Raw genomic sequence first — 20,223 nt, 5'->3', positions numbered from 1 at the left:
GGTTCGTCAGGGTGCCCCCGGGACGAAGAAATCTCGATGAAGCGGAGCGGAACATGAGCGTGGCCGACGTGGCGGACCGACCGGCCTCGGATGCCGACCGGACCGCGATCCGCGACCGGGTCCGGGTGAACCGGGACGAACTGCTCGCCCTCAGCAGGCGGATCCACGCCCACCCGGAGCCGGCGTTCGCCGAACACCGGGCCGCGGCGTGGTGCGCCGAGCTGTTGCGCGCCCACGACTACGCGGTCACCGCGCCCGCGTACGGCCTGGACACCGCCTTCGTCGCGAGCATCGGCTCGGGCCCGATCACCGTCGCGATCGCCTGCGAATACGACGCGCTGCCCGGGATGGGCCACGCGTGCGGGCACAACCTGATCGCGGCGGCCGGCGTCGGCGCGGCACTCGCGCTCGGGCCCGTCGCGGACCGACTCGGGCTCACCGTGCGGGTGGTCGGCACGCCGGCCGAGGAGCGCGGCGCGGGCAAGGCGTTGCTCCTGGACGCGGGCGCGTTCGACGGCGTGGACGCGGCGATGATGGTGCATCCGTGCCCGTTCGAGGTGGCCGAGTTCCGCTCCTTCGCGCTCGGCACGCTGTCCGTGGAATACCTGGGCACCGCCGCGCACCCGAGCCTGAACCCGCACGAAGGCCGCAGCGCCGCCGACGCGCTGACGGTGGCTCAGGTCGCCCTGGGACTACTGGGAAGGCAGTTGCCGGTGGACTGGCGCGTACACGGCATCACCACGGCGGCCGGCACCTCGCCCAACGCGGTACCGGAACGGGCCACCGCCGAATACGAACTGCGCACCACCGACGCGGCCCACCTGGCCGAACTGCGCACCCGCGTCGAGGCCTGCTTCCGCGCCGGCGCGCTGGCCATCGGCTGCGAGGTCCGGCTGAGCCGCCCGGAGCCGGACTACCTCGACTTCCGCACCGACCCCACCCTGATCGCCCTGTGGCGCGCCAACGCACGCGAACTGGGCCGTCCGGAACCGATCGAGCGACCCCCCTTCGCCTGTACCGACATGGGCAACGTCTCGCACGCCATCCCCAGCATCCACCCCGTCCTCGACATCACCGGCGGCACCTGCGGCCCCCACGAACCCGCCTTCGCCGAAGCCGCCATCTCCCCGGCCGCCGACCAAGCCATCCTCGACGCCGCCACCGCCATGGCCTGGACCGCCGCCGACTACGCCCTCCTCCGCCGGGGCGGCGGCACGGGCACCATCAGAGGTTGATAAGCCTCGGAGCGGATCCGGCGCGGCGCACCGTCACTTTTCCGCTTTGCAGCGGCCGAATTCCACCCATCGTCCGCGACAAATTCACGGCTGGAATTGCCTCCTGGCCCTGCTGAATTTCGATTCCGGGTTTGTTGGCGTGGAACAACGGCTCCACGACGCTGCCCTACGAGTACGACAACGCCGGCAACCGGACTCGTGACGGGCCACGCACGGCGACCTACGACCAGCGCAACCGGTTGCTCGGCGATGGTGCGAGCACCTACCAGTACACCGCACGCGGCACGCTCGCGAAGAAGACCACGGCCGGCGGCTCGGCGTTCACCAACCTCACGTATGACGCCTTCGATCGGCTCACCGCCGACGGATCATCCACGTACACCTACGACAGTCTCGACCGCGTACTCACCTCCGGTGGACGCAACTTCGGCTACAGCGGTACGGGCAACGACCTGGCCACCGACGGTGGTGACCTGTATGGCCGCGGTGCGAACGGCGACCTGGTCGGTATCCGCAACGGCAGCACCGGACAGGCCGACCTGGCGGTCGTCGACGAACACAGCGACATGGTGGCCACGTTCCAGCCGAGCGGCACGGCGTTGAGTCGGTCGGTGACATACAGCCCCTACGGCCAGGTGCTCGACTCGAGCGGACCGCGAACCAGCGAGGAGGGGCGTTGTCTGCCTGGGTGGTGTGCCTCGCGGCCCCGACGCTCCCGTCCGACAGTCGGCCCGATGTCCGGACCGATTCAGTCCTCCCGACCTGTCGAGCGCAGGCGTTTGCCGATTCCGGTCAGGAAGGGTTCGTCGATCGCGGTGAAGTGTTGGTCGCGGACCATGTAGGTCCACGTCGAGGTGGGGCGTTGCACGTCGGAGCGTTCGAGGTCGAGGCCGGCGTCGGTGATGTGGGCGGTGTCGAGGCGGTCGGCTGCGGCGGACTGGGCGCGGGAGATCAGGGGGATGAAGGCGCGTTGGGTCTCGGCGTGGAAGGCTTCGAGGGGGTTCTGGCGGCCGAGGGCGCGTAGGTGGATGCCCTCGCGCAGGTCGGCGGTGCGGGCCAGGTGCTCGGTCCAGGCCGCGTCGAGGTCGTAGAGGAGGAGTTGCCGGGCGGCTTCGGCCAGGACCGATTCGCCTACCTCGTCCAGGAGTTCGGCCCAGCGGTCGGGGCGCAGGTCGGCCAGGACCCGGGCGGCCTCGTCGTCGTGCAGGACGCGCCGGCGCAGGTCGAGCACCTCTTCGCGTTGGAGCCGGAGTTGCTGGTTGTACCGCCAGGTGGTTCGGTGCCCTTCGAGCAGCGTGCCCTCGGCCACCCGCTGCACATGCTCGACGTAGCGCCGCACCGATGCGTCGCGGATGCGTCCGTCGTCCTCGACCCGGGCGGAGCGCGGCGGCGGGTCGGACGCGTGCCGGGTGATCGATTCGTCGTCCAGGCTGGTCAGGAAGACCGAGGTGCCCGGGTCGCCCTGCCGGCCGGCCCGCCCGCGAAGCTGGTCGTCCAGCCGACGGGTGGGATATCTGCCGACGCCGACGACCAGCAACCCGCCCAGTTCGGCGACCCGTTCGTGGTCCTTCCCGTCCCGGCCGCCGAGCCGGATGTCGGTGCCGCGGCCGGCCATCTGGGTGGACACGGTGATCGCCCCCACCGCCCCGGCCTCGGCGATGATCGCCGCCTCCCGGCTGTCGTCCCGGGCGTTGAGCACCGCGCACTCCAGGCCCAACTCCCTTATCGCGGCCCCGATCTGCTCGGACTTGGCGACGTCGCGGGTCCCCACCAGGATCGGCCGGCCGGTGGCGTGCGCGTGCTCCACCAGGTCGATCAGCGCGGCGTCGCGGGCCTGTTCGTCGTCGTACAGCCGGTCCGGCTCGTCGACCCGCACACAGGGCACGTTCGGCGGCAGGTCGCCGGTCTCCAGGCGGTAGAACTCGCGCAGTTGCTCGGCCACGATCACCGCGGTGCCGGTCATCCCGGCCACGGTCGGGTAGCCGCCGATCAGGTCGGCGACGATCAACTGGTCCAACACCTCCCCGCGCGGCCCGACGACCAGGCCCTCCTTGGCCTCCACCGCCGCGTGCAGCCCGTCCGGCCAGCGTTGGCGCTGGGCCAGTCGGCCGCGGTTGGCGTCCACCAGGCGGATCCGGCCGTCCCGGACCAGGTAGTCCACGTCTCGGCGCAGCAACACGCTCGCGTACAGCGCGACGTTGATCTGCGAGAGCCGGGCGTCCATCCCGAGCGCGAAGAGGTTGTCCACGCCCAGGGCGCGTTCCACCTCGGTCACCCCCGCGTCGGTGAGGTGCACCGTCATCCCGTCCGCCTCGGCCGCGAAGTGCAGGCCGTCGACCAGGCCCGAGACCACCCGGGCGGCCTCCGCCTCGTCCGAGCCCGCGGCCACCCCGCCGGCCAGCACGAGCGGGATCCGGGCCTCGTCGATCAGTACCGCGTCCGCCTCGTCGACGATCGCCACGTCCGGCTCGGGCAACACCAACTCCGAGGCGGTGGTGCGCAATCGGTCGCGCAGCGTGTCGAAGCCCACCTCGCCGACCGCGACATGGACGACGTCCCGCGCGTAGGCGGCCTGCCGCTCCGCGTGGGTGGACGCCTGGGTCACATAGCCGGCTTCCACGCCCAGGAGTTCGTAGACGGGCCGCATCCACTCGGCGTCGCGGCGGGCCAGGTAGTCGTTGACCGACAACACGTGCACCCGCCGACCCTGGATCGCGAACCCGGCCGCGGCCAGCGCGCCGACCAGGGTCTTGCCCTCGCCGGTGGCCATCTCCACCACGGTGCCGCGCAGCAGGCCCAACACACCCAGGAGCTGTACGTCGAAGGCACGTTCATCCAGGGCACGGTGGGCCGCCTCACGGCCCAGCGCGCACAGCTCGACCAGCGCGTCGTCGTCCCACGACGGCCGGGTCTCACCTTTCGTGTCGGCCCGACTCCGCAGCGCGTCCGCCGCAGCGCGCAACTCCGCGTCGGTCAGGGCGCGCAGTGCCGCCTCCCGCTCTTTGGCCCGGCGGACCAGCGGGCGCAGGCTCGTCGAGCCCACCGTCCCCGCTCTGCCCAGGAAGCGACGTACGGACCGGGTGAGAGCACCGGACGAGCCCACTGGGCCTCCACTTCGGCGGGCGCGTGCGCACTCGCGTCGTCGACGTGTGGTGCGTCGGGCACTCCACGAGATACGACACGCGCCCGCGCCCCGTGTCCCCGACACCACCACCTCGGCCCGTACCCGACCCGAGGGCGCACTCGGGCCGAGAAGCTCGACCGAGGCAGCCGATCGAACAACGAAGCGGGGCCCGACCCTGTTCCCGTCGGCCCCGCTCCGTCGTCACCCGGTGGCACACCGTCGCGTCACTCGGCGAGCAGTTCCCCGCGCAGCCGGGTCAGGATGCGACTGAGCAGGCGGGACACGTGCATCTGGGAGATCCCGAGGCGTTCACCGATCTGGGCCTGGGTCAGCTCCTCGCCGAAGCGCATCGACACGATGTCCCGGTCGCGCTGCGGCAGCGCTGCCAGCAGCGGTTTGAGTACGTGCAGGTTCTCCGCGATCTCGTAGCCCGGATCGACGAACGAGGACCGCATGGCGTAGCTCTCGGCGGGCCCGTTGTCCCCGGCCGGCGCGTCCAGCGAGGCGGCCGAGTAGCCGGCGGCGGCGGTCAGCCCCTCGGTGACCTCCTCGATGCCGATGCCGAGCCGCTCGGCCAACTCGCCGGGCGTCGGTTCGCGGTCGAACTCGTTCGTGAACGCGTCCCGGGCGCGGGCCAGTTCGATGCGCAGTTCCTGAAGTCGGCGGGGCACGTGCACGGCCCAGCTCGTGTCCCGGAAGAAGCGCTTGATCTCACCGGAGATGGTGGGGATCGCGAAGGTGGGGAACTCGGTCCCGAACGACGCGTCGAACCGGTCGATCGCCTTGATCAGGCCGATCGTGCCGACCTGGACCATCTCCTCGGTGGACTCGTGCCGCGAGCGATAGCGGGCGGCCACGAACCGGACCAACGGGATGTTGAGTTCGATCAGGGTGTTGCGCACGTATTGGTACTCGTGCGTGCCTTCCTCCAGCACCTTCAGTCGGTCGAAGAGCACCTTGGACATCGCTCGCGCGTCGCTCGCGGTGACGTCCGCCATGTCTTCGACGATCGGCAACTCGACCACCGGCGGTGCGGCCGCTGCCGGCGCGACCGGAAGAGCGGCCCCAGTGGCCTCCTCGGCGGCTGTGCAAGCGGTCGTGGCGCTCGGGTTCATGGTCGGCGTCCCCCTCTGATTCGTACCCGGTGCGTGCTGTTCGGTGCCCGGGCATAGTGCCCCGCCCCTTTGGGAGTACACCCGTTCGTCGCAATTTGTTGCCGCCGGAGCACGGCGGAGCACGCCGGATCGCGGTCGTGGGCGAGCGCTGCGGCGGTCTTTGCACCGGCCGATCCGCCGCGCCGAGCGCCACCGACCGCCCCCTACGCGCGCGTTGCCCCCGAGCGTCCCAGCAGTACCCACAGCAGGAACGGGCCGCCGAGCACGGTGCCGACCACGCCGACCGGTATCTCCGCGCCGTCCAGCAGGATGCGACCGAGCATGTCGGCCAGCACGATCAGGATCGCGCCGACCAGCATCGAGCCCAGGATCGGCACCCGCAACGGCCCGGCCAGCCGGCCGGCGATCACCGGCGCGGCCAGCGCGATGAAGCCCACCGGCCCGCAGATCCCGACCGCCAGGCCGGCCAGACACACGGCCGCGATCAGGCAGACCAGTCGGATCCGGGCCGGATCCACGCCCAGCGAGGCGGCGGTCGAGTCGTCGAAGCGCAGTACGTCCAGTTTGCGGCCGAGCACGAGCGCGAGCGGGACCAGTACGGCCAAGCCGATCAGTACCGGCCCGGCGACGTCGTAGCCGCGCCCGTTCAGGCTGCCCGAACTCCACACGTACAGCGCGCTCGCCGAGTTGAGCGAGCGTCGGGACAGCACCACCTGGGTGATCGCCGAGGCCAGCGCGGACAACGCCAGGCCGACCACCAGGATCCGATAGCCGCGTTGGCCCAGGCCGCCGGCGACCGCGGTGACCACCAGCACCGCGACCATCGCCCCGATCGGCCCGGCCCACCAGGCGCCGAAGGTGCCGCTCGCGCTGAACGAGACGGAGATCAGCACGGCCGCGGTCGCGCCGTCGTTGACGCCGAGCAACTCCGGTGTGGCCAGCCGGTTTCGGGCCAGCGTCTGGGTCAGGCAGCCCGCCACACCCAGCGCCGCGCCGGCCGCAACCCCGGCGATGATGCGGCCGAGCCGGAACTCCCGGACGAGCAGCACGTCGAAGTGGTCGCCGCGGCCGAGGACCGCGTCGAACGTGCGGACCAGGCCCAGTTCGCGTTGTCCGGCATACACGGACAGCACGATCGCGCCGAGCAGGACGACGGTGAGCACGATCGTGGTCAGCACGGCCCGGCTGGGCAACAACAGGGACAACCCGCCGCGTCGCAACACCAGGTGCTCGGGCAGCGTGCGCAGTCGGCGCGGCAGTCGGGCGGCCGCCGCCGGTCCCAACCTGCGCAGCGGCGAGCGGCGAGCCGCAGCACGGGTGGCCGGCTCGGCCGTGGCGGGGTCGGTCAGGCCCAGTGCGCCCAGCCGTCGGGAGCGGACCACGCCGATCAGCAGCGGCGCGCCGATCAGCGCGACGATCACCGACACCGGCGCCTCGAACGGCCGGGAGACCACGCGCGCCGCGACGTCGGCGGCGGTCAGGACGGCCGCGCCGATCAGGGCGGCGAAGCACAGTTGGGCCGGGATGCGCGGGCCGACCAGGGTGCGGGCGAGGAAGCCGGCGAGCAGTCCGAGGAAGGAGATCGGGCCGACCAGGGCGACCGAGGACGCGGTGAGCAGGGTCACCGCCAGGGCGACCAGGACCCGGGTCAGGGCGGGGCGGTGGCCCAGGCTGCGGGCCAGGTCGTCGCCCAGTACCAGGGCGGACAACGAGCGCGAGCTCAGCAGCGCGATCGCGAAGCCGACCGCGAGCACCGGGGCCAGGCTGCCCAGCGACTCGAAGCCCTGGATGCCGGCCAGCGAACCGAGTACCCAGAAGCGGAAAGTGTCGTACGCCTCGGCCGAGTTGACGATCAGCACGTTGGTGATGCCGCCGAATGTCGCGCTCAGTGCCGCGCCCGCCAGCACCAGGCGCATCGGCGAACCGCCGCCGCGTTGACCGGAGATCAGCAGGACCAGCAGTCCCGCGACGGCCGAGCCGACGAACGCCCAGAGCAGGTAGCCGTATCCGGTCTGCACGCCGACCAGCGTGATGCCGAGCACGACGCCGAGCGAGGCGCCCGCGTTGACACCGAGCAGGCCGGTCTCGGCGAGCGGATTGCGGGTGACCGTCTGGAGCAGGCAGCCGGCCATGCCCAGCGCGGCGCCGGCGAGCAGCGCGGTCAGCGTGCGGGGCAGGCGCAGATCGCGGATGACCAGGGTCAGATGGCTGTCCGAGCGGGCGCCGCCCCGATCGAAGAGGTAGTCGAACGCGCCGCCGGCGCCGACCTCGCCGGCGCCCACCGAGAGTGAGACGCCGGCCAGCACCAGCACCGCGGCGACCAGCGCGATCCCGGAGAAGAGCACCGTGCGCCGGCCGTGCGGGTTCCGCGACAGGGCGTCGGGGCGTTCGTCCGAGGGCGATTCGGGCGGCGCGTCGGCGGGGTCGCTCGGAAGGCCCGCCGAATTTCGCAGAATCGGCTGATGCACAGTCATAAGGTGAGGCTAACCTAAGCAGGCAGGGCTCTTCGAGGAACCTCCGGGGAGATCGCCGCGCGGATCACCGGCGCCGCGAACGACCTCCGGAGGCAGCGCCGCCGGCTCCAGGGGCATCGACCACCGGTGCGAAGTTAGGTTAGGCTCACCTAAACTCCGACCCCGGAGTTGTGTTTGCCGAGGGGATTTTCGTGCACCCATCAGACCTCGCCGGCCGCATCGCGGTGGTCACCGGCGCCGCGCAGGGCATCGGTGCGGCCGTCGTCCGGGCCCTCGTCGACCACGGCGCGATCGTCGCCGCCACCGACCGCGACCCGGTCGGCGTCAAGAAGCTGATGACCGACGACGACACCGACGCGGTGGTCGCCTACCCGCTCGACGTCACCGACGGACCGGCGGTCACCGCCACCGTGGCCGCGATCGAACGAAACCTGGGCCCGATCGCGATCCTGGTCAACGTCGCGGGTGTGCTGCACACCTCACCGGTGACCGAACTCGGCGACCAGGCCTGGGCACAGACGTTCGCGGTCAACAGCACCGGGGTCTTCCACACCAGCCGCGCGGTGGCCGGTCCGATGGTCGAACGCGGTGCGGGCAGCATCGTCACCGTCGGCTCCAACGCGGCCGGCATCCCGCGCACCGGGATGGCCGCGTACGCGGCGTCCAAGGCCGCCGCGACCATGTTCACGATGTGTCTGGGCCTGGAACTCGCCCGCAGCGGCGTGCGCTGCAACGTGGTCTCACCCGGCTCCACCGACACCCCCATGCAACGCGCCCTGTGGACCGACGCGGACGCGCCCCGGCGGGTCCTCGACGGCGACCTGGCCAACTACCGCACCGGTATCCCGCTGGGCCGGATCGCCGACCCGGCCGACATCGCCGAGGCGGTCGTCTTCCTCGCCTCCGACCGGGCCCGGCAGATCACCATGCACAACATGTACGTCGACGGCGGCGCGACGCTGCACGTGTGACGGACCCTCGGCACCTGTGCCGGGCCCGACCGACACCGTCCCCCGGCGCGGCGGACACCATCCCGCACCGGTTCGACCCCGGCTCGTCGATCGAGCCGCCGCACGGCCTTTGCAGCACACGGCCTCCGCAACACCCCGCCGGAGAATCAAAGGAGCCTCAGGTGACCACCCCAGAAGCCACCGGCCTCGCCACAGTGGGCGCGGCGACCGCGCTGCTCGACGCGTATCGACCCGGCGACGCGCGCTTCCTCGCCACGCCCACCCGCACCCTGCTCACCCACGGCGTGCAGGCGGAAGTCGGGCACGACGATCGGCCGTTGGCCGCCCGGGTCGCGGAGACCCTGGCCGCGGCGAGCCCGGTCGGCGGACGCGCCCCGATCGTGCTCGGCGCCGTCCCCTTCGATCAGGGCGAACGCGCCGCGCTGGCGGTCCCGGAGGCGGCCGGCTGGGGACCGCCGCTGTCCGCCGACCCGCTGATCGTGCTGCCCGCGCCCGAACCGAGCTCCACCGCCTGGGACATCCGGTCGATGCCCACGCCCGAGGCGTACGGAGTGAGCGTGGCCGAGGCGGTCCGGCGCATGCGCGCCGGCGCGCTGGACAAGGTGGTGCTGGCCCGCACCCTGGAACTGCGTTCGGCCCAACCGCCGGACATACCGGTGCTGTTGCAGCGCCTGGCCCGGCGCGACCCGCACGGCTACACCTTCGCGGTGCCCGGGGTGCGCGCCGGCAGCACACTGATCGGCGCCAGTCCGGAACTGCTCGTCTCGCGTACCGGTCGGCAACTGCGGGCCAACCCGCTGGCCGGCTCCGCCAAGCGCAGCAGCGACCTGGCCGAGGACGTACGACGCGCGACCGGCCTGCTCGAATCCGACAAGGACCTGCACGAACACGCCGTCGTGGTGGCCGCGGTGCGGGCCGCGCTCGCGCCGTTCTGCGAGACGCTGGAGGTGCCCGAGCGGCCGACCCTGGTCTGCACCGCCGCGATGTGGCACCTGTCCACCACGGTCACCGGCACGCTCCCGGACCGGAACCCGGCCTCCGCACTGGAGTTGGCCTGCGCGCTGCACCCGACCCCGGCGGTATGCGGCACCCCGACCACGACCGCCCGGCAGACCATCGCCGACCTGGAGCCGTTCGACCGGGGCCTGTACACCGGCATGGTCGGCTGGGGCGACGCGGACGGCGACGGCGAATGGGTGGTCACCATCCGCTGCGCCGAGGCGGACGCGGACACCCTGCGGCTGTACGCCGGCGCGGGCATCGTGACGGCCTCCTCGCCGGAGGCCGAAATAGCCGAGACCGAGGCAAAGTTCCACACCTTCCTGCACGCCGTGGGTGGCCGGCCGTGAGCACCCCGAGCCTCGGTCCCACGTGGCCCGCCGAGTTCGCCGAGCGCTACCGGGCCGCCGGGTATTGGCGCGGCGAGACGTTCGGCGGCATGCTGCGCGAACGCGCCGCGGCGCACCCCGACCGGATCGCGATCGTGGACGGCGACCGCCGCTGGACCTACGCGCACTTGCACGAGCGGGCCGACCGGCTCGCCGCCGGGCTGCTCGCGCGCGGCATCGGCCGGGGCGACCGGGTGGTCGTTCAACTCCCCAACGTGGCCGAGTTCTTCGCCGTTGTCTTCGCGCTGTTTCGGATCGGCGCGTTGCCGGTGTTCGCACTGCCCGCACACCGCGAGACCGAGATCGCCTACTTCTGCTCGTTCACCGAGGCCGTCGCCTACGTGATCCCCGACGTGTCCGAGGGCTTCGACCACCGGGCACTGGCGAGCCGGGTACGCGCCGACCTGCCCACGCTCAAGCACGTCCTGGTGGTCGGCGAACCCGGCGAACACACCGCACTGGCCGACATCGAACGCGACCCGGTGGAACTCGCCGACCCACCCGCCCCGGACGAACTCGCCTTCCTGCAACTGTCCGGCGGCAGCACCGGCGTGCCCAAGCTCATCCCGCGCACGCACGACGACTACATCTACTCGCTGCGCGGCTCGAACGAGATCTGCGCGGTGGACGCGGACAGCGTGTACCTGTGCGCCCTTCCCGCCGCCCACAACTTCCCGCTCAGCTCGCCCGGCACGCTGGGCGCGTTGTACGCGGGAGCCCGCGTGGTGTTGTGCCCCAAACCCACCCCCGACGTGGCGTTCGCGCTGATCGAGCGCGAACGGGTGACCATCACCGGGGTGGTCCCGCCGCTGGCACTGGCCTGGACCGTGGCGGCCGAGCGCGGCGGCTTCGACCTGAGCAGCCTTCGGGTACTGCTCGTCGGCGGGGCGAAGTTCAGCGAGGAGGCGGCCCGCCGGGTCGCCCCGACGATCGGCTGCACGCTCCAGCAGGTGTTCGGGATGGCCGAGGGCCTGGTCAACTACACCCGACTGGACGACCCGGAAGAGCTGATCGTCACCTCCCAGGGCCGGCCGATCTCGCCCGACGACGAGATCCGGATCGTCGACGACGCCGATACGGATCTGCCCGAGGGCGAGACCGGTCACCTGCTCACCCGAGGGCCGTACACGATTCGCGGCTACTGGAACGCGCCCGAGCACAACGCGAGATCGTTCACGCAGGACGGCTTCTACCGCACCGGGGACGTGGTCCGCCGGCTGCCCTCGGGCCACCTGGTGGTCGAGGGCCGGGCCAAGGACCAGATCAATCGCGGCGGCGAGAAGGTCGCGGCCGAGGAGGTGGAGAACCACATCCTCGCCCACCCGTCCGTGCACGACGTGGCCGTGGTCGCGGTACCGGACGCCTACCTGGGCGAACGCACCTGTGCCTACGTGATCCTGCGTGCCGGGGCCGAGCCGCTCAAGCCGGTGGCGATCCGCCGGTTCGTGCGCGAACGCGGTTTGGCCGGCTACAAGGTGCCCGATCACGTCGAGTTCGTCGAGACGTTCCCGTACACGGGCGTCGGCAAGGTCAGCAAGAAGGACCTGCGTGCGGCGATCTCCGCCGGACTGGCCGAGAACGCACGCTGATTCGGGCGATTCACCCCTCTCCCCTTGAAAGGCCGTCATGGCACTGCCGAAGATCGCTCCGTATCCGATGCCGGATGTGACCGAGCTGCCGACCAACCGGGTCGACTGGGTCGTCGACCCGGCGCGTGCCGTGCTGCTCGTGCACGACCTGCAGAACTACTTCCTGTCCGCGTTCACCCCGGACGCCTCGCCGGTCACCGAGTTGTTGACCAACGTCGCCCGACTCAAGGACGACTGCGGTCGGCTCGACGTGCCGGTGGTCCACTCCGCGCAGCCCGGCGGCCAGAGCGCCGAACAGCGCGGCCTACAGCAGGACTTCTGGGGCCCCGGGCTCCCCGACGATCCGCACGCGGCGGCCATCGCCCCGGCCGTGGCACCGGGCCCGGCCGACACCGTGCTGACCAAGTGGAAGTACAGCGCCTTCGTCCGCACCGAGCTGCGCGAGTGGATGCGCGAACTCGGCCGCGATCAACTGGTGATCGTCGGGGTATACGCGCACATCGGCGTGATGACCACGGCGTGCGACGCGTGGATGCAGGACATCCAGGCGTTCGTGGTGGCCGACGCGGTGGCCGACTTCACCTCGGACAACCACCGGATGGCACTGCAATGGGCCGCCGCGAACTGCGCGGTGGTCACCGATACCAAATCGCTGTTCGCGGGGAAGTAGACCGGACATGGCCCTGAACCTCGAACTGATTCGCACCGACGTCGCCGACATCCTCGGCGAGGATCCGGTGGACATCCCCGACGACGAGAACCTGGTCGACTACGGCCTCGACTCGGTGCGGGTGATGGCCCTGGTCGAACGCTGGACCCGGGAGCACGGCGTCGCGGTGGACTTCGCCGACCTCGCGGAACGGCCGACCCTGGAGGGGTGGGCCGAACTGCTCTCGCCCAAGCCGTAGTCGGCAGGGGGTCACGGTCGGGACGAGTCCGGCGCGCACAGGGCGTGGTCGATCAGCGTCCTGGTCGCCGCGTCCACTCGGGCGCCGCCCGCCTCGTCGTTCTCGTCGACGCCGTTCTTCACCACCAGGACGGCGCGCCGACCGTCGGCCGTGACGCCGTTCTCGCTGGAGAAGCCCAGAACGTCGCCGCCGTGCTGCCAATAGCGCCCGCCGCAGCTCAGCTCGGTGCTCTCCAGGCCCAGGCCGTAGCCGCGCCCGGGCTCGTCCGGAATCGGGTGTACGCGCTGCATCTCGGCGAGTTCGGCGGGGCCGAGCAGCCGACCGGAGAGCAGCGCGGTGAAGAAGCGGTCGATGTCGCTCGGCGTGCCGTACATCGCGCCCGCCGCGTCGGCCACGGTGTGGTTGAGCACGGTCGTGTCGGTGGGCCGGTCGTCGCCGGTGAAGGTGTGCTGGGCTTGTGCGTGCGGGCGGGGCAGGTAGGGGTCGTCGCCCGGGACCCTGGTGTCGTGCAGGCCGAGTGGGCGCAGGATCCGGTCGTGCACCTCGGTGCCCCACGATCGGCCCGTCGCACGCTCGATGATCATGCCGACGAGCAGGTAGTTGGTGTTGGAGTAGGCCCACGAGGTGCCGGGTTCGAAGCGGCTCGGCAACGTGAGTGCGGCGGCGACCAGTTCTTCGGGCCGGTAGTGCCGGAAGCGGTTCTCCCGGTAGCCGCGTGCGGAGTACAGCCCCGGGACGGCGGCCGGGAGGGCGGTGTAGTTCGGGATGCCGCTGGTGTGCTGGAGCAGTTGCCGCAGGGTGATGCGGCGGCCGTCGTTGCCGTTGCCGCGCACCAGCCCCGGCAGCCAGGGCTCGATCGGCTCGTCCAGGCGCAGCCGGCCCTCGGCCACCAGTTGCAGGGTGACGGTGGCCACGAAGGTCTTGGTGGTGCTGCCGATTCGGTAGTAGCCGTTGCGGGGCGGTGGCCGGCCGGTGCCGAGTTCGGCTTCGCCGCTGCGGGCGGTGCGGATCGTGGCCGGCGCGGAGTAGTGCACGGTGACGCCGATGGCGCCGGCGGCGTGGATGGCGTCGGCGTCGCGTTGGAGGTGGGAAGGGGGCCGGTGGGAAGGGTCGTTCGGCGCTGCGGCGGCCGTTGTTGCTCCGACGAGAACGGCGGCGGCGGTCAGGAGGCATGCGGCACGGAGCCTCGAACGGGATGGCCGGGTGGCTAAGTTCATCGTGGGTTCCTTTCCGGGTTGGCGGTGGCGGCGTGGGCCGGTGACGGTGGTGGTGTGGTCTCGGCAGCGAGTCCGAGGTGGTCGCCGGGCGCGTGCGGGCGGGCGATCACCTCGGGACACGTGCAGACGTGCTCAGGAGGCCCCGGGAGCGAGCAGCCGGTCGGTCAGTCGCTGCACGGACACCTCGGCGGGCAACTCGTGTTCGTCGTCCGCGTAGGTGCCGTTGACCACGATCACGGCGCTGCGCCGGCCGTCCTCGGTGACCCCCATCCGGATCTTGCTGCCCTCGATGTCGCCGCCGTGTCCCCAGCGGAATCCGCCGCCGGGCAGCGGTTGGCGCATCAGTCCGAGCCCATAGCGCACTCCCGGCATGACCTGCTCGAAGTCGGCCAGCATCGGCACGGTGTCGCACATCAGGGCGAGTTGCGCGGGCGGCAACAACCGGCCCCGCAACAGCGCGGTGAAGAAGCGGTCCAGGTCGGCATGGGTACTGATCATCTCGCCGGCGGCATCGCCCCAGGTCATGTTGCGAATGGTCGTATCCACCCAGGCGTCCCGATCCGCGAAGCGGTGATAGGAGTGCGTGTAGGGCGCACGCAGCGTCGGATCGTCGCCGGGGGCGTAGGTGTCGACCAGACCGAGCGGGCGCACCACCCGGCGATGCACCTCCTCGGCCCAGGAACGCCCGGTGGCCTGCCGGACGATCATCCCGGCCAGGACGTAATTGGTGTTCGAGTACTCCCAGTTCGGCGTCGGGTCCACCGGGTCGGCCGGCGGAAAGCTCGGCGCGAAGCGCATCGCCCCGGCGACCAGCCCGGCCGGAGTACTGCTGCGCAGCCGGTCCCGCTCGAACCCCTCGGCGGTATCCGGCAGTTCATTCGAGTAGTTGTGCAAACCGCTGGTGTGCTGGAGCAGATTCCGCACGGTCACCCGACGCCCGTCATTGCCATTGCCTGCGACGACTCCCGGCAACCACCTGTCCACCGAGTCGGCGAGCGACAACCGTCCTTCGGCGACCAGTTGCAGCACGACGGTCGCCACGAACGTCTTGGTCGCGCTGCCGATCCGCAGTCGCGCGGCACGCGGTACGGGCCGCCCGGTGCGCAGATCGGCCGGTCCGGCATACCCCTCGGCACACTCGCGCCCATCGCGGGCCACGATCGCGGCGTTCACGTAGCCGCCCTCGCCCAGCAACCACTGTGCCTCGCGGCGCAATTGCTCGCGGCCGACCGGCCCGCGCTCCGCAGCGGCGGCCGGCATCGCCACCACCACCGCCGAGCCGGTCAGCGCGACGGCCAGCGCACAACACCGACGGCGGGTCAGGAGAAACGGGCTGCCAGGGACATGGACCACGGGTGGGGACACGACGACTCCTCGACGATTCGGCAACACCGCCTCACCGTCCCGCGCAGCCCCATCGACCAACCACCGTGCGGACACCCGAACACCCGGTCGTGCAGCCCGGTGCAAACAGGTGGGGCCAACCACACCAGGGCGGTGGTGCATTGGACCCGTCACGCACCTCGGCCCTGCACGCGCATACGTCGCGGGCCCATCTCCGACTCTTCGGAGCCGCCGGGCGCCCGATCCACTCCGGCCACCGACACCTCGTCCGACGGCCCGACCGATGGCCCTGCACCGACCACATCCTCGACGGCATCACCCAACCGTCCTTCGGTCCGCCCACGTGAACCAAGCGGGGCGCAGTGATGGAAAGCGCTCCGGGTACCCCGGCTCGGGGCAGGCCGATGACCTCGCACGAACGGGCGGAATCAATGCGCACCAAGCTGATCGGCGCGGCCGTCGCCGTGATCGTGTCGACCTCCGGGGTCGTCGCGTTCTCTCCACGTTGCCGGTGGCCGGCGATATCGGGTCGGTCTTCGTGGGGGCGGTATTAGAGTCGGGGGATGGGAGCGACTGACGAGGGGACCGTGCGGGTCGACAGTTGGGTCTGGTCGGTGCGGTTGACCAAGACTCGGTCGTTGGCTGCGGCGGCGTGCAAGGCCGGGCACGTGCGGGTCAACGGGGACAAGGTGAAGCCGGCGCAGGCGATCAAGGTCGGCGACGAGGTGCGGCTGCGTCAGGACGGGCACGAGCGGATCGTCGTGGTCAAGCGCATCGTCCGCAAGCGGGTCGGCCCGCCGGTGGCCGCCGAGTGTCTGATCGACAACAGCCCCCCGCCGCCACCGCGCGAAGAGGTCGCGGTGGCCCGGCGCGATCGTGGTGCCGGCCGGCCGACAAAGCGCGAGCGGCGGGTGTTGGAGCAGTTCCGTGAGCGCTGAGCGCTGAGCGCTGAGCGCTGAGCGCTGAGTGCCGAGCGATGAGCGCTGAGCGATGGTGGGCCCGGCCGTCGAGCCGGGCCCACCGGGTCGGGGTCCGACGTCAGGGCTCGACCGGACCGCCCGCCGGGTTCCGCTCCGCCACCGCACGCGGCAGGGTCTCGCCGCGGAAGAACGCCGGCTGCGCGAACCGATACCCGAGCATCAGTACCGCGCCCAGGAGCAGTGCGCCGATCCCGGTCAGGAATACCCCGCCGAGCTGCCAGTGCGGCGCGAACGGCAGGGTCCAGTAGGTCGTGCCGTAGTCCTTGTCCGAATACACGATGCACGCGTCGACGAAGAAGTACGCCAGCAGCGCCCCGCCCAGGCCCGGCATGATGCCCTTGGTGACCAGGTCGCGTCGGCTGCGGGTGAGCACCCGCCGGTGGAACCAGACGCACGCGAAGCCGGTGATGCCGTAGTAGAACGCGATGGCCAGCCCGATCGAACCGATCGAGTCGGTGAGCACGTTCGTGCTGACCCGGGTGATCGCGACGTAGAAGACCACCGACGCGATGCCCATCCCGACCGTGGACCAGGTCGGCACCAGGTTCCGGTGGTGCACGCGGGCGAAGTTCTGCGGGATGGCCCGGTGTGCGGCCATCGACAGCGCGGTGCGTGCGGTCGGCAGGATCGTGGTCTGGGTGGAGGCGGCCGACGACGTGAGCACCATGAACACGAGCAGCTTGGCCATGAACCAGCCGAACCCCTCGGTGCCGAACACGCTCGATCCGAGACTGGACAGGACGTCCCCGGAGTTGTCCGGATTGGCCAGACCGTTGCCGGTGTCGCCGGCGCCCGCGAAGGACAGGGCCGAGGTGCTGATCAACAGATAGATCAGCAGCAGGAGCACGGTCGACACGACCGCGGCCCGACCCGGGGTGTGCCGGGTGTCCGCGGTCTCCTCGTTGATCGAGACGGCGGTGTCCCAGCCCCAGTAGATGAACACCGCGGCCAGGACGCCCTTGGTCAGCGCGTCGATCGAGTCGATCTCGAACGGGTTGAACCAGGACCAGCCGATGTGCACCGAGCCGTCCGGCGCGTTGCCCAGGTAGACCTTCCACAGCGCGGTCAGACCGAGGGCGATCAGCACCACGATCTCGATGGTCAGCAGCACCTTCTGGAGGTTGGCCGACAGTTCGATCCCGACGTAGCAGATCCAGGTCATCAGGATGATCCAGACGACCCCGGCGAACGTCGTCCAGAACGTGTCCTCGGCCAGGCCGTGGGCGCCGATCAGTTGGAAGCCGTACTGTCCCGCGATCTGCGCGAGGTTGGCCATCACGATGACGTCCGCGACGATGATGGCCCAGCCGCCCATCCAGCCGGTCATCGGCCCGAACGTGCGCGAACCCCACGTGAACGTGGTGCCGCAGTCCGGGGTGTCCTCGTTGAGTTCCTTGTAGCCGTAGGCGATCAGGAACATCGGGATGAAGGCCAGCACCATCACGATCGGCGATTGCAGGCCGACGCCCGCGACGATGATGCCGAGCGTCGCGGCGATGCTGTAGGCCGGTGCGGTGGAGGCGAGCCCGATCACGACGCTGGAGGCAAGGCCCAGCGCGCCGGTCTTGAGGCCCTTCTCGCCGGCTGCGCGACGCAGCGGCGGTTCGGACGGGGAGGGTCTTGCGGGGTCGATGGTGGCCATGGCGAACCGTCCTGTCCTAGACGGGTGGTTTTACACCCGTTCGACCGAAAAGGACCATCGGAAGCAGGTCATCAGATTAGACCCGCCGGTAACCCGATCGGCAGCCCCGGCGCCCGGGAAAATCAAGGAACTGATGCTCTGTCAGACGCCCCGCCCGGACAGCCCGACCGGCTCCGGCGCCGAAAGGGTCGGCGGCGCGGCCCGGTCGAGCCGGCCGCGGCCGCGGGCGCGCAACCGCGAGTCCAGTCGAGCGGCCGCCAGTCCGGCCAGCCCCAGCCCGGCGCCGACCCAGGCCACCGCCGCGTAGTCGAAGCCGGCCGCGATCACCCGGCCGCCCAGGAGCGGCCCGATGGTGATGCCGACGTTGAACGACGCGGTGTTGGTCGCCCCGGCCAGGGTCGGCGCGTCGGCGGCGATCGCGAACACCCGGGCGTTGACGGCCGGGTTGGCGGCGAATCCGGCCAGCCCGAGCAGGAAGACCAGGACCAGGGTGGCCGCGAGGTTCTCGGCGGTGAGCGCGAGCAGGACGCACACGGCCACGATCGTGCCGATGCTCGCGTACAACGTGCCGAACGGGTGCTCGTCGGCCAGTCGGCCGCCCGCGGTGATCCCGACCACCGCGCCCACGCCGTACCAGGACAACGCCAGCGGCACCCACGCCTCGCCGATGCCCGTGGTGTTGGTCAGCATCGTGCCCAGGTAGCTGAAGACCGCGACCACGGCGCCGAAGCTGAACGCGGTGGTCGCGTAGGCCACCCACAACTGTGGCCGCCGCATCGCGCGCAGTTCGGTGCGTACCGAACGCGGCGTCTCGTGGGTGGGGCGCCCGGCCGGCAGGACCATGTACACGGCCACCGTGCTGAGCGCCGTCAGTACCGCGACCGCCCAGAACGCCGCACGCCAACCGGCCCAGTTGCCGATCATCGTGCCCAGCGGCAGGCCGACCACGGTGGCCAGGGACAGTCCGCCCGCCACCACGGCCATCGCCTTGGCCTTCGCGTTCGCGGCGACCAGGCCCAGCGCGGTGACGGCGGCGACCGCCCAGAAGCCCGCGTACGCGACGGCGCTCACGAAGCGGGTGGCCAGCACGAGCCAATAGCCGGGCGCCAGCGCGCCGACCACGTGGCCGAGCACGAACACGACCTGGAACGCGACCAGCGCGGTGCGGCGCGGCCATTGCAGCGTGGCGACCGCGAGCAGCGGCGCGCCGACGACCATGCCGACGGCGAAGGCGGAGATCAGCAACCCGGCGTCGGGGATGGACACGCCGAGATCGGCGGCCATCGTCTCCAGCAGCCCGGAGAGCATGAACTCCGAGGTGCCCTGGGCGAATATGCCCAGTCCGAGGATGTAGACGGCAAGGGGCATGGGGGACTCCCGAGTGTCGTGGGTGATGTGTTTTGGAATGATCAGTTCAAAACGAGCGCATGCGTGGTCGCTCCCGGCGGCGCGCGGAGTGGGTCGCCTGGGCGGGCGGGTGTTTCCGGTGGGTGTTTCCCTCCGCCTACAGCGCGCCCAGGGTCGTGTTCGCGATCGCCTCCAGGCCGGCTCGGTCCACGCCGCTGCGTGCGGCCAGGCGGATGCCCGACACCGTGCCGATCACGGCGTGCGCGAGTGCGCCGGCGTCCTTGTCCCGATCGACCTCGCCGGCCAGGCGACCGCTGTCGATGGCGGCCTTGATCGCGGCATGCCGGCGCGCGTAGTCGCGCTTGAGCAGCAGGGCCACCTCCGGATCGCGCCCGGCCAATTCGATCGCGGTGTTCACGACCAGGCAGCCGCGCCGGTCGCCGGTCTCGTCGCTCTCCTCGGCCACGATCACGGACAACAGTGCGCGGATCTTGTCGTGCACGGGCCGATCGCTCTCCAGGTTCGCGACCTGAAGCGATGTCATGTGCTCGATGTAGCTCCGCAGCGCCCGCAGGAACAGCTCGTGCTTGCTGACGAACGTGTTGTAGATGCTGCTGCGGCCGAGCCCGGTCGCGTCGCACAGGTCCTGGGTCGAGGTGGCCTCGTAGCCGGCGACCCAGAAGGCTTCGAGCGCCGCCTGGACCGCCTCGTCTTCGTCGAACTTCCGGGGTCGGGCCATGCGAGAACGCTAACAGGTTTTGTAATGGTCGGTCCAATACGGCGGATCGGCGCCTGGGGGGGGTGCCTCTATGTCTTTCGTCAACCGAGATCGGGTCATGCTGCGACCGGTTCGGCCGGTCGGGATTCGTAGAAGGTTCCGTCTCTGAGC

Annotated in this window: 16 protein-coding genes; 8 read left to right on the top strand and 8 right to left on the bottom strand. The window is 71.1% G+C overall.

The window, feature by feature from the left end; translation table 11 throughout:
- The first annotated feature begins 53 nt into the window (after positions 1-53).
- Positions 54-1,235, top strand: a complete 1,182-nt coding sequence (locus tag ABZ374_RS38455) for an amidohydrolase (protein WP_360320687.1) — start codon at positions 54-56, stop codon at positions 1,233-1,235.
- Between the two features lie 131 nt (positions 1,236-1,366).
- A complete protein-coding gene (locus tag ABZ374_RS38450; RefSeq protein ID WP_360320684.1) occupies positions 1,367-2,077 on the top strand; it encodes a hypothetical protein in 711 nt (236 codons plus the stop codon).
- Here ABZ374_RS38450 and secA2 read toward each other — a convergent pair.
- The 3 genes from secA2 to fhuB all read right to left on the bottom strand — a co-directional run bounded on the left by secA2 (position 1,984) and on the right by fhuB (position 7,948).
- Positions 1,984-4,278, bottom strand: coding sequence for an accessory Sec system translocase SecA2 (secA2, locus tag ABZ374_RS38445; protein ID WP_360320681.1), 2,295 nt, complete (start codon positions 4,276-4,278; stop codon positions 1,984-1,986). The genes ABZ374_RS38450 and secA2 overlap by 94 nt on opposite strands.
- Before the next feature lie 305 nt (positions 4,279-4,583).
- Positions 4,584-5,357, bottom strand: coding sequence for a SigB/SigF/SigG family RNA polymerase sigma factor (locus ABZ374_RS38440; RefSeq protein ID WP_360320678.1), 774 nt, complete (start codon positions 5,355-5,357; stop codon positions 4,584-4,586).
- A 320-nt stretch (positions 5,358-5,677) separates the two neighbouring features.
- On the bottom strand, positions 5,678-7,948 hold the full coding sequence (fhuB, locus tag ABZ374_RS38435; RefSeq protein WP_360320675.1) for a Fe(3+)-hydroxamate ABC transporter permease FhuB: 2,271 nt from the start codon (positions 7,946-7,948) through the stop codon (positions 5,678-5,680).
- Between the two features lie 191 nt (positions 7,949-8,139).
- Here fhuB and ABZ374_RS38430 point away from each other — a divergent pair, with 191 nt between their 5' ends.
- The 5 genes from ABZ374_RS38430 to ABZ374_RS38410 all read left to right on the top strand — a co-directional run bounded on the left by ABZ374_RS38430 (position 8,140) and on the right by ABZ374_RS38410 (position 12,804).
- Entirely contained in the window at positions 8,140-8,919 is a 780-nt protein-coding gene (locus tag ABZ374_RS38430) for a 2,3-dihydro-2,3-dihydroxybenzoate dehydrogenase (RefSeq protein WP_360320672.1), read from the top strand.
- A gap of 161 nt (positions 8,920-9,080) precedes the next feature.
- Positions 9,081-10,268, top strand: a complete 1,188-nt coding sequence (locus ABZ374_RS38425; RefSeq protein ID WP_360320669.1) for an isochorismate synthase — start codon at positions 9,081-9,083, stop codon at positions 10,266-10,268.
- Positions 10,265-11,896 carry a (2,3-dihydroxybenzoyl)adenylate synthase gene (locus ABZ374_RS38420; protein WP_360320666.1) on the top strand — a complete coding sequence of 544 codons (1,632 nt, stop codon included), beginning with the start codon at positions 10,265-10,267 and terminating at the stop codon, positions 11,894-11,896. The genes ABZ374_RS38425 and ABZ374_RS38420 overlap by 4 nt, the downstream gene beginning before the upstream one ends.
- A gap of 37 nt (positions 11,897-11,933) precedes the next feature.
- Positions 11,934-12,566: an isochorismatase family protein gene (locus ABZ374_RS38415; RefSeq protein ID WP_360320663.1), complete on the top strand. Its 633-nt coding sequence runs from the start codon at positions 11,934-11,936 to the stop codon at positions 12,564-12,566.
- Positions 12,567-12,573: 7 nt separating this feature from the next.
- The gene (locus ABZ374_RS38410; RefSeq protein WP_360320660.1) at positions 12,574-12,804 is read left to right on the top strand and encodes a phosphopantetheine-binding protein; all 231 of its coding nucleotides are present in this window, start codon (positions 12,574-12,576) and stop codon (positions 12,802-12,804) included.
- Between the two features lie 11 nt (positions 12,805-12,815).
- On the opposite strand, the gene ABZ374_RS38405 is transcribed toward ABZ374_RS38410, so the two are convergent.
- A complete protein-coding gene (locus ABZ374_RS38405) occupies positions 12,816-14,021 on the bottom strand; it encodes a serine hydrolase domain-containing protein (RefSeq protein WP_360320657.1) in 1,206 nt (401 codons plus the stop codon).
- A 132-nt stretch (positions 14,022-14,153) separates the two neighbouring features.
- Positions 14,154-15,386, bottom strand: coding sequence for a serine hydrolase domain-containing protein (locus tag ABZ374_RS38400; RefSeq protein ID WP_360320654.1), 1,233 nt, complete (start codon positions 15,384-15,386; stop codon positions 14,154-14,156).
- Between the two features lie 542 nt (positions 15,387-15,928).
- On the opposite strand from ABZ374_RS38400, the gene ABZ374_RS38395 reads away from it, so the two are divergent.
- A complete protein-coding gene (locus ABZ374_RS38395) occupies positions 15,929-16,303 on the top strand; it encodes an RNA-binding S4 domain-containing protein (RefSeq protein ID WP_360320651.1) in 375 nt (124 codons plus the stop codon).
- A gap of 100 nt (positions 16,304-16,403) precedes the next feature.
- Here ABZ374_RS38395 and ABZ374_RS38390 read toward each other — a convergent pair whose 3' ends face one another.
- The 3 genes from ABZ374_RS38390 to ABZ374_RS38380 form a co-directional block, all read right to left on the bottom strand.
- A complete protein-coding gene (locus ABZ374_RS38390; protein WP_360320648.1) occupies positions 16,404-17,987 on the bottom strand; it encodes an APC family permease in 1,584 nt (527 codons plus the stop codon).
- Positions 17,988-18,128: 141 nt separating this feature from the next.
- Complete coding sequence (locus ABZ374_RS38385) at positions 18,129-19,355, bottom strand: Cmx/CmrA family chloramphenicol efflux MFS transporter (RefSeq protein WP_360320646.1); 1,227 nt, start codon at positions 19,353-19,355, stop codon at positions 18,129-18,131.
- A 136-nt stretch (positions 19,356-19,491) separates the two neighbouring features.
- On the bottom strand, positions 19,492-20,073 hold the full coding sequence (locus tag ABZ374_RS38380; protein WP_360320643.1) for a TetR/AcrR family transcriptional regulator: 582 nt from the start codon (positions 20,071-20,073) through the stop codon (positions 19,492-19,494).
- Between the last annotated feature and the right edge of the window lie 150 nt (positions 20,074-20,223).

The organism is Embleya sp. NPDC005971 (assembly GCF_040629175.1).
Classification (GTDB): domain Bacteria; phylum Actinomycetota; class Actinomycetes; order Streptomycetales; family Streptomycetaceae; genus Embleya.
The sequence above is the reverse complement of the archived record's forward strand: the minus strand, read 5'-3'. Positions and strand labels throughout refer to the sequence as shown.